At 65.2% G+C, this 9,872-nt stretch carries 8 protein-coding genes; 4 read left to right on the plus strand and 4 right to left on the minus strand.

From position 1 onward, the window contains the following. Position 1 precedes the first annotated feature (1 nt). The 4 genes from D2N39_RS14875 (at position 2) to D2N39_RS14890 (ending at position 6,125) form a co-directional block, all read left to right on the plus strand. The gene (locus D2N39_RS14875; protein WP_119135564.1) at positions 2-3,079 is read left to right on the plus strand and encodes an efflux RND transporter permease subunit; all 3,078 of its coding nucleotides are present in this window, start codon (positions 2-4) and stop codon (positions 3,077-3,079) included. 91 nt (positions 3,080-3,170) lie between these two features. Further along, positions 3,171-4,166 (plus strand): YeiH family protein, encoded by a 996-nt coding sequence (locus D2N39_RS14880; RefSeq protein WP_233557186.1) that lies wholly within the window; start codon positions 3,171-3,173, stop codon positions 4,164-4,166. Positions 4,167-4,207: 41 nt separating this feature from the next. Next, positions 4,208-4,987, plus strand: a complete 780-nt coding sequence (locus D2N39_RS14885; RefSeq protein WP_119135565.1) for a DeoR/GlpR family DNA-binding transcription regulator — start codon at positions 4,208-4,210, stop codon at positions 4,985-4,987. 1 nt (position 4,988) lies between these two features. Further along, the gene (locus D2N39_RS14890; protein WP_119135566.1) at positions 4,989-6,125 is read left to right on the plus strand and encodes an MFS transporter; all 1,137 of its coding nucleotides are present in this window, start codon (positions 4,989-4,991) and stop codon (positions 6,123-6,125) included. Here D2N39_RS14890 and D2N39_RS14895 read toward each other — a convergent pair whose 3' ends face one another. The 4 genes from D2N39_RS14895 to D2N39_RS14910 form a co-directional block, all read right to left on the minus strand. Next, a complete protein-coding gene (locus tag D2N39_RS14895; protein WP_119135567.1) occupies positions 6,126-7,568 on the minus strand; it encodes an NAD-dependent succinate-semialdehyde dehydrogenase in 1,443 nt (480 codons plus the stop codon). It lies immediately after the preceding gene. 3 nt (positions 7,569-7,571) lie between these two features. Continuing rightward, a complete protein-coding gene (locus D2N39_RS14900; RefSeq protein ID WP_119135568.1) occupies positions 7,572-8,660 on the minus strand; it encodes an ABC transporter ATP-binding protein in 1,089 nt (362 codons plus the stop codon). Next, positions 8,657-9,457, minus strand: a complete 801-nt coding sequence (locus D2N39_RS14905) for an ABC transporter permease (protein ID WP_119135569.1) — start codon at positions 9,455-9,457, stop codon at positions 8,657-8,659. Before D2N39_RS14905 ends, D2N39_RS14900 begins: the two co-directional genes overlap by 4 nt. Beyond that, a partial coding sequence (locus D2N39_RS14910; protein ID WP_147373501.1) for an ABC transporter permease occupies positions 9,457-9,872 on the minus strand: 416 nt, incomplete at its 5' end. The genes D2N39_RS14905 and D2N39_RS14910, both read right to left, overlap by 1 nt.

Genomic DNA, 9,872 nt, shown 5'->3' on the forward strand with positions numbered 1-9,872 from the left:
GATGAATTTTTCGGAAATCTTCATCCGACGCCCGGTTCTGTCCACGGTCGTCGCCGCACTGATCCTGTTTCTGGGGCTTGTATCGGTTGTGAACCTGCCGGTGCGCCAATATCCCGAGGTCGAGGAAACCGTGGTGACCATCACCACGGTCTATCCCGGCGCATCCGCCGATCTGATCCAGGGCTTCGTGACCGCGCCGATCGCTTCGGCCGTTTCGACGACCGAGAATGTCGATTACATCACCACCGCCTCGCGGCCATCGGCCTCGGTTGTGACGGTGCAGATGAAACTGGGCGCAGACCCTGACATTGCGCTGACCGAAATCATGTCGAAGGTGCAGCAGGTGCGCGGGCAACTGCCGTCGGATGCCGAAGACCCGGTGATCGTGAAGGGCACCGGCCAGACCTTCGCTCTGATGTATCTGGCGGTGCAGAATCCCAATATGACGCCCGAACAGATGACCGAATATCTGGAGCGCGTGGTGCGGCCGCGCGTCACCAATATCGACGGCGTCGCGCAGATGGAGATCATGGGCGGCTCGGAATATGCGATGCGGATCTGGCTTGATCCCTTGCAGCTTGCCGCGCGCGGGGTGACTGCTTCCGAGGTGCTGGGGGCGATCCGGGCCTCCAACTTCCTGTCAGCGCCCGGCAAGACCGAGAACGATTACTTCATCTATTCTCTGACGCTGGCCTCGACCGTGCAATCGGCCGACGCCTTCGGCGCGCTGCCGCTGGTGCAGGGCAAGAATGGCACGGTGCGGCTGCGCGATGTGGCGCGGATCGAACTGGCTTCGGGCGAACGCGCCGAGATCGTGACCTTTGCGGGCCAGCCTGGCACTTTCATCGGCATCATCCCCGCACCGGGCGAAAACCAGCTGGATGTCGCGGCCAACGTGCTGGCTGCGCTGCCCGCGCTGAATGACACGTTGCCGAAGGGCATGACCGTAAAGCTGGTCTACGATTCCACCGAAACCATCTCGGCCTCGATCGAGGAGGTGTTCAAGACCATCGCCGAGGCGGTGGCCATCGTGGTGGTGGTGATCCTGCTGTTCCTTGGCTCGCTGCGGTCGGTGCTCATGCCCATCGTGACGATTCCGCTGTCGCTGATCGGGGTCTGCGCGATCATGCTGGCACTGGGATATTCGATCAACCTGCTGACACTGCTGGCCATGGTGCTGGCCATCGGGCTGGTGGTCGACGATGCCATCGTGGTGGTGGAAAACATCCACCGTCACATTGACGACGGGCAAAGCCCGGCCCGCGCCGCCATCACCGGCATGAAGGAAATCACCGGCCCGGTCATCGCCATGACGATCACGCTGGCCGCCGTGCTGGCGCCGCTGGCCTTTACCGGCGGGTTGACCGGATCGCTGTTCACCGAATTCGCGCTGACGCTGGCCGGATCGGTCGTCCTGTCGGGGGTGGTCGCGCTGACCATTACCCCCACGATGTCGGCCCGGCTGCTGAGCCACGATGCCCCCGGCCGTTTCCAGCGGGTTGTTGATCGGGTGCTGGGCGGGGTGGCCAACTGGTATGAGCGGCGCGTTTCTTCGTCGCTGGACTACCGTCCGGTCACGCTTCTGATGGTGGTGTCGCTGCTGGGCGCCACCGGGTTCATGTTTCTCAACACCTCGTCCGAACTGGCCCCGGAAGAGGATCAGGGCGCGCTGTTCGCCATCCTGAACGGCCCGCGTTACGCGACGCTGGAGTATACCGATGCCTTCACCACGGAAATCGGCAAGCGCACCGCCGATATTCCCGAGGTCGATACCTCCTTCTCGGTTGCCGGGATGGGCGGAGCTGACAATACGGGGTTCTACATCTGGGCGCTGAAAGACTGGTCGGAGCGTAACCGCAGCCAGGCCGAGATCCAAACCGAGATTCAGGGCAAGCTGGATGCGACGCCGGGTCTGCAAGGCTATGTCTTCGCGCCGCCGTCGCTGCCCGGTGCCGGCGGTGGCCTGCCGATTTCCATGGTGATCCAGTCGATCCATTCGCCGGACCGCGTGGTCGAGATCGCTGATGAAATCCGCATGAAGGCGATGCAAAGCGGCAAGTTCATCGTGGTGCAGAACAGCCTTGCCTTCGACGCGCCGCAGGTCAGCATCACCATTGACCGCGACCGCGCGGCCGAGCTTGGGGTTTCGGTCAGTGAGATCGGCAATACGCTGGGCCTGCTGGTGGGCGGCGGGGCCATCGCGCAGTTCGACCGCGATTCCAACAGCTATGACGTCATCACACAGGTGCCGCGCGAATGGCGGAACAACCCTGAACGGCTGGAACAGTTCTTCGTCCGCTCCGGCTCGGGCGAGATGGTGCCGCTGTCCTCGGTCGTATCGCTGCAAACCGGCGTGGCGGCGGCTTCTATCGAGCAGTTCAACCAGCTCAATTCCGCCACGCTTTCCGCCATGCCGATGATCGGCCTGTCTACCGGCGTGGCACTGGCCGAGCTGGAACGGATCGCGGGCGAGGTGCTGCCTGACGGGTTCTTCGTCGATTATTCCGGCCAGTCGCGGCTGGAAAAGACGGAAGGCAACACCATCCTTCTGGCCTTCGGCGCCGCGCTTGTCGTCATCTACATGGTGCTGGCGGCGCAGTTCGAAAGCTTCCGCGACCCGTTCATCATCATGATGTCGGTGCCGCTGTCGATTTTCGGCGCGGTGCTGCCGCTGTTCTTTGGGGTCAGCACGCTGAACATCTACACGCAGGTCGGGCTGATCACGCTGATCGGGCTGATTACCAAGCACGGCATCCTGATGGTGGAATTCGCCAACCAGCAGCGCGAGGAACACGGCCTGTCCCGCAAGGAGGCCATCGTGGCCGCCGCCAAGACCCGTCTGCGCCCTATCCTGATGACGACGGCTGCCATGGCGCTGGCCGTGGTGCCCCTGATCATCGCAGAAGGTGCGGGGGCTGCGGCGCGGCAGGCGATGGGCGTGGTGATCTTTGCCGGCCTGATGATCGGCACGGTCTTTACCCTGTTCGTGGTGCCGATGTTCTATACGCTGATCTCGCGCAGCGACAGCGCATACCTGCTGCATCAGCGCGCGGTCGAAAAGCAGTTCGCGCAAGGCTGAAACAGCACCTCTGCCGGATCGGCGTCGCTTGCCGACCCCGATCCGGCGCTTCATGGTTGAATGTCTGGGCCGGATGACCCAGAGATTTGCCATGACCCGCCTCGTTCCCCTGTTCCGCCACTATTTCCCCGGCTTCGCCATTGCCGCAGTCGTGGCACTGGCCGCGCAGTTTCTGGCCGATCATTATGGTGCGCCCTCCATGCTGATGGCGATCCTGATCGGCCTCGCGCTGAATTTTCTGGGCGAAGATACCCGCAGCGCGCCGGGCATCGGGCTTGCGGCCCGCCATGTGTTGCGGATCGGTGTGGCGCTGCTGGGTATCCGCATCAGCGCCGATACGCTGGCCGGTCTTGGCTTTGCCCCGCTGAGCCTCGTGGCCGTGGCCGTGCCGCTGACCATCGGGTTCGGTCTTCTTTTGGCGCGGCTTCTGGGGCAACCCGGCCGTTTCGGCTTTCTGACAGGCGGCGCGGTGGCGATCTGCGGCGCCTCGGCGGCCATGGCCATCGGCGCGCTGTTGCCGCAGGATGACCGACGCGAACGCGACATCGCCTTTACCGTCATTGCGGTCACGGTGATGTCCACGCTGGCGATGATCCTTTATCCGGTGCTGACTGCCCGTTTGGCATTGTCCGATGCTTCGACCGGGCTGCTGTTGGGCGCGACCATCCATGACGTTGCGCAGGTGGTGGGTGCGGGTTTTTCGGTCTCGCCCGAAACCGGCGAGATTTCCACGGTGTTCAAGCTGTTCCGGGTCATGCTGCTGGCGCCGGTTGTCGTGATCGGTGCGCTGGCACTGCGCAACGGCATGGCGACGGGCGGGCGGCGCCCGCCGCTGGTGCCGGGCTTCGTGGTAGGCTTCCTGCTGTTGGCGGGGGCCAATTCGCTCGGCCTCGTGCCGCAGATGCTGCGCGACCTTCTGGACCCGCTGATCCGGGCGAGCCTTCTGATGGCCGTGGGGGCTGTCGGGCTGCGCACCAATCTGCCGGGCCTGATGACCGTGGGGGCGACAGCAGCGGTGATGATTGTCGCCGAAACCCTGTTTCTGCTTGGGATCGTGCTGGGGCCATTGCTGATCTGGGGGCTTTGACCGCGCTGGACGTAGTGGTTTTTTCCGGTTAATGCACGTTTATGCACGATTCACCCCTCCCCCTCGCCCGGCGTGATCAGATTGCCCATCGCATTTCACGGGGCCAGCCGGTCGTATCGGGCAACTTGGCGGCAGAGTTTGGCGTGTCGGAAGATGCAATCCGCCGCGATCTTCGCGCCCTTGCGCAACAGGGCTTGTGCCGCCGGGTTTATGGGGGCGCCTTGCCGCTGTCACCGGCCTCGTCCCCGCTTGTGGTGCGGCGCGGCGAGGATCGGAAGCAGAAACATGCGTTGGCAGAGGTTGCGGCAGGTCTGATCCGCCCCGGCATGACCCTGTTTCTGGATACCGGCAGCACGGTTGCAGAACTTGCGGCGCTGCTGCCTGCCCGGCCGGGTTTGCGGGTCGTCACCAATTCGCTGCCCGCAGCGGCGGCCCTGATGCACCGCACCGATCTGACGCTTGTGATGATCGGCGGTGGAGTCGATCCGGTAACCGGCGGCTGCGCCGACAGCGCAGCCCTGTCCACGCTGGGGCTTTATCGGTTCGACCTGAGCTTTCTTGGAGCCTGTGCGCTCTCGTTGACCGAAGGTCTGGCGGGTTTCGATCTGGCGGATGTGGATTTCAAGCGCCTGCTATTGGAGCGCAGCGCGGCCACCGCGCTGATGATGACCAATGCCAAGCTGGAAACCGCTGCCCCCCATGCCATCGCCGGACTTGCGGCGGTGGACGATTACATCCTTGCAGCCGATGCCCCTGCCGCTATCACTGCCGCCCTTCGCGCGGCAGGGGCGCGGGTGCATCTGGCCCCGACCGGAGCGTGACATGCAACCATCCGCCAATACCCCTGCCACGCGCCGCGCAACCCGGCTTTCGTTTTTCGTTGCCGGTTTCGTCATGTCCTGCTGGGCGCCACTGGTGCCCTATGCCAAGGCCAATACCGGCGCGAGCGAGGCAGAGCTTGGCCTCTTGCTGCTGTGTCTTGGCGTCGGATCGCTGATCGCCATGCCCTTGACCGGCTGGATCAGCACACGCGCCGGTGCACGGCCGATGATCCTGCTGGGGGGCATCGGCTTGGTGTTGATCCTGCCTGCGCTGGCGGTGGTGACGGACCCGCTGTTTCTGGGGGCGGCGCTGCTGGTTTGCGGCGGTGCGCTTGGCACGATCGACGTGGCGATGAATGTCCATGCGGTCGAGGTAGAGCGTGCCTCGCCCCGGCCGCTGATGTCGGGCTTCCATGCGATGTTCAGCGTGGGGGGCGTGGTGGGTGCCGGAGGGATGACATTTTTGCTGTCGCTGGGGCTGGCACCGGGCCATTCCGCCCTCTGGTGCAGCGGGCTGGCATTGGTGGCGCTGATCCTTGCCACACCGGGCCTGTTGCCCGCCCCGGCGGGGGAGCCTGCGGCCTTTGCCCTGCCGCGGGGGTTGGTGCTGATCCTCGCCGGTCTGGCTGCCGTCACCTTTCTGGTGGAAGGCGCGATCCTTGACTGGGGTGCCCTGCTGATCATCGACCGTAGCCTTGCCACGGCGGAACTGGGTGGACTGGGCTATATGCTGTTCTCGGTCGCCATGGTGCTGGGCCGGTTCAGCGGTGACCGGGTGGTCGCGGCGCTGGGGGCGCGGCGGGTACTGGTCTGGGGCGGCGCATTGGCGATTGCGGGACTTGCCGTCGTGCTGGTGCTGCCCGTCGCCCCCCTTGCCATGGCGGGTTTTGTGCTGATCGGCCTTGGCGCCTCGAACCTCGTGCCGGTGCTGTTCAGTCTTGCGGGGCGGCAGACCGCCATGCCCGCCGGGCTGGCCATTGCGGCGGTGACGACGACGGGCTACGCGGGCATCCTTGCCGGCCCCGCCGCCATCGGTGCCCTGTCACAGGCGACCAGCCTGTCGGTCGCCTTCTGGCTGCTGGCCGGGCTGGTCGCGCTGGTGCCGCTGTCGGCCCGGACCATCACGCACCAAGCCTGATCACCCGAGCCCTAGGCAGGCATATTTCAGCTCGGTATAATCCTCGATCCCGTGGCGGCTGCCCTCGCGGCCAAGGCCCGATTGCTTGATGCCGCCGAAGGGTGCGACTTCGGTCGAGATGAGGCCGGTGTTCACCCCGACCATCCCGTATTCCAGCGACTCCATCACCCGCCAGACCCGGCCAAGATCGCGGGTGAAAACGTAAGAGGCCAGCCCGAATTCGGTGTCATTGGCGGCCGCAATCACCTCGGCCTCGGTATCGAAGCGGAACACCGGGGCCAGCGGGCCAAAGGTTTCCTCGCGCGCCACGGCCATCCCGGCGGTGACGCCGGTCAGCACGGTGGGCTGAAAGAAGGTGCCCTCCATCCGCGCGCCGCCTGTGACAACCTGCGCGCCTTTCGCGCAGGCATCGGTCAGATGCGCCTCGACCTTGGCCAATGCGGCGGCGGAGATCAGCGGCCCGATCTCGGTTCCTGTTTCATCGCCGGGGCCAACGCGCAAGCCCGCCACCGCCTCGGACAGGCGCGTGACGAAGGCATCATGGATACCGGCCTGCGCATAGATGCGGTTGGTGCAGACGCAGGTCTGCCCGGCATTGCGGAACTTCGCCACCAGCGCGCCCTGCACCGCCGCCTCAAGATCGGCGTCGTCAAAGACGATGAAAGGGGCGTTGCCGCCAAGTTCCAGCGACAGTTTCTTGATCTGCGCCGCACCCTGCCGCATCAGGATGCGGCCCACGTTGGTTGATCCGGTGAAGCTGATCTTGCGCACCGCGGGGTTTTCGCAGAACTCCAGCCCCAGCCCGACCGCATCGGTTGACGGCAGGACCGAAAGCACACCCTTCGGCAGCCCGGCACGTTCCGCCAGCACCGCCAGCGCCAGCGCCGAAAGCGGGGTTTCCGCCGCCGGTTTCGCAACGATGGTGCAGCCCGCCGCCAGCGCGGGGGCAAGCTTGCGGGCGATCATGGCATTGGGGAAGTTCCACGGCGTGATCGCCGCCACCACGCCGACCGGCTGGCGGATCACCAACAGGCGTTTGTCGCGCTGATGGCCGGGGATGACCTCGCCATAAATCCGCTTCGCCTCTTCGGCGAACCATTCGATGTAAGAGGCGCCATAGAGGATCTCGCCCTTCGCCTCGGCCAGCGGCTTGCCCATCTCGGCGGTCAGGATCGCCGCAAGATCGTCGGCATTGGCAATGACCAGATCGTGCCAGCGCCGCAGAAACCCCGCGCGTTCCTTGCCGGTCAGCGCCGCCCAGCCGGGTTGCGCCGCCTGCGCCGCCGCGATGGCCGCCGCCGCATCGGTGCGCGTGCAATCCGCCACGTCGGCCAGCAGGCTGCCGCGGGCGGGGTCGTGCACGGCGATGCGCGCGTCGGACTGCATCCACTCCCCGCCCAGACAGGCGCGGGTTTCCAGTAATGTCGGGTCGGTCAAACGCATCGCTTAGCTCCTCACGAAGGCATGGGCGGCCTCGGGCGACCAGCGCACGTTCAGCCGGTCGCCGCGCGCCACGCGACCTGCCAGCGGATGCCCGAAGTTCAGCCGCACGGTCAGCGCATCGCCCCAGTCGGTGCGCGCCGCGACCGAGGTGCAATTGCCGAGGAAAGTGATGTCCTGCACCGTCACCGGCAGCGAGGCCCCCGCCGGTCCGGCCTCGGGTGTCAATTCCATCCGCTCGGGGCGCAGCATCAGATCGGCCGCCTGCCCTTCCTGACCTGCACCATGCAGCGGCACGTCGACGATCTGCTGGCCGCCCTCGAACCGGATCGCGGCGCGGCCGCCTTGCAGCGTCGCCAGACGGCCCGAAAGAAAGGCGCTGTCCCCGATGAAATCGGCCACGAAATGCGTGGCGGGATTGGCGTAAAGCTCCGGTCCCGTGCCAACCTGTTCGATCTTGCCACGGTTGAAGATGGCAATGCGATCCGACAGGCGCAGCGCCTCTTCCTGATCATGGGTGACGTAAAGGATGGTCACGCCGGTTTCCTGATGGATGCGGCGGATTTCGAACTGGATTTCCTCGCGCAGCTTCTTGTCCAGCGCGGAAAGCGGCTCGTCCATCAGAAGGACCGGCGGGTCATAGACCAACGCACGTGCCAGCGCGACGCGCTGCTGCTGGCCGCCTGACATCTTGGCCGGCATCCGGTCCTCAAAGCCATCCAGCCGTACCAGTGACAGCGCGCGCTTCACCTTCGCCGCCACCTCGGCCTGCCCCATCCGGCGCACCCGCAGCGGGAAAGCGACGTTTTCGCCCACGCTCAGATGCGGGAACAGGGTATAGCGCTGGAACACCATGCCGATATTGCGCTTGTGCGAAGGCGTGCGCAGGATCGACTGCCCGCGCAACTTGATGTCGCCCGCCGTCGGATCCTGAAAGCCTGCAAGAATATAAAGCGTGGTGGATTTGCCCGAACCCGACGGGCCAAGGAAGGTCATGAACTCGCCCTCCGCGATGGAAAGCTCCACATGATCGGTCGCCACGACATCGCCATAGGTCTTGCGGATGCCATTGATGTGCAGGAAGGGCGTGGTCATTCGGATTTGCCTTTGCGGATCAGGGCGGCGACGATCATCAGGATCACCGTCAGCGCGACAAGCAGGGTGGAGGCGGCGGCGATCACCGGGGTCAGATCCTGCCGCAGCGTTGTCCAGACCTTCACGGGAAGCGTCTGAAGCGAGGGCGAGGCCATGAAGATCGCCAGCACCACTTCATCCCAGGAGATGAGGAAGGAAAAGATCGCGGCCGAGAACAGGCCGTGGCGGATGCCCGGCAGGGTGACGCGCAGCCGCGCCTCCCACGGGCTTGCGCCGCACAGGATGGCGGCATCCTCAATCGACGGGTCGAAGGTCTCCAGCGCGCCGGAAATGGTGATGATGGCGAAGGGCAGCGCCACGATCAGATGTGCGATGACAAAACCGGGCAAGGTGCCATTCAGCCCGAGCCGCAGGAAGGCCGCGTAAAGCGCCACGGCGACGATGACCACCGGCAGCACCATCGGCGTCAGGAAGAAGGCCCGCAGCACCGCCCGGCCCCGGAAGGTGCCGCGCACCAGCGCCAGCGAGGCCAGCAGCCCCAGCGCCACCGAGAACACCATGACGATGACCCCGATCTTGGCCGAGGTCAGCGCCGCCCCGATCCAGCGCGGATCGGCGAACAGTTCCTCATACCATTTCAGCGTCCAGCCCGGCGGCGGAAAGATCAGCCAGCGGGAGGATCCGAAGGACAGCGCCACGATGAACAGGATCGGCAGCAGCAGAAACAGCGCCATCACCGCACAGATGGCCGACAGCGCCCATTTCCACGCGCCCAGCTTGTCGAAATCCAGCAGCATCAGCGCGCCCCCGCCTGATCGAAGAACCGCAGTTGCACGGCATAAAGGCCCAGCGTGACAACCAGCAGCACGAAGGCCGCAGCACCGCCCATGCCCCAGTTCACGAGGCTTTGCACCTGTTGGGCGATCAACTCGGCCAGCATCATGTTCGAGGTGCCACCCAGAAGCGAGGGGGTGACGAAATAGCCCAGCGACATCACGAAAACCATCAGCCCGCCAGAGGCCAGCCCCGGCCCTGCCAGCGGCAGCAGCACCCGGCGCAGGGCCTGCGCCTTGGTCGCACCGCACAGCGCGGCGGCTTGCAGGATGGCCGGGTCGATCTTCCTGATGACACCCAGCAGCGGCAGGATCATGAAAGGCAGCATGATATAGACCATGCCGATGGTCACGCCGATCAGGTTGTTGGTCAGTTGCA

The sequence above is a fragment of the Gemmobacter lutimaris genome, assembly GCF_003570715.1.
GTDB lineage: Bacteria > Pseudomonadota > Alphaproteobacteria > Rhodobacterales > Rhodobacteraceae > Gemmobacter > Gemmobacter lutimaris.

Coding starts and splice junctions, on each gene's coding strand:
- D2N39_RS14875 (WP_119135564.1), top strand. CDS start 2: ATGAATTTTTCGGAAATCTTCATCCGACGCCCGGTTCTGTCCACGGTC.
- D2N39_RS14880 (WP_233557186.1), top strand. CDS start 3,171: ATGACCCGCCTCGTTCCCCTGTTCCGCCACTATTTCCCCGGCTTCGCC.
- D2N39_RS14885 (WP_119135565.1), top strand. CDS start 4,208: ATGCACGATTCACCCCTCCCCCTCGCCCGGCGTGATCAGATTGCCCAT.
- D2N39_RS14890 (WP_119135566.1), top strand. CDS start 4,989: ATGCAACCATCCGCCAATACCCCTGCCACGCGCCGCGCAACCCGGCTT.
- D2N39_RS14895 (WP_119135567.1), bottom strand. CDS start 7,568: ATGCGTTTGACCGACCCGACATTACTGGAAACCCGCGCCTGTCTGGGC.
- D2N39_RS14900 (WP_119135568.1), bottom strand. CDS start 8,660: ATGACCACGCCCTTCCTGCACATCAATGGCATCCGCAAGACCTATGGC.
- D2N39_RS14905 (WP_119135569.1), bottom strand. CDS start 9,457: ATGCTGCTGGATTTCGACAAGCTGGGCGCGTGGAAATGGGCGCTGTCG.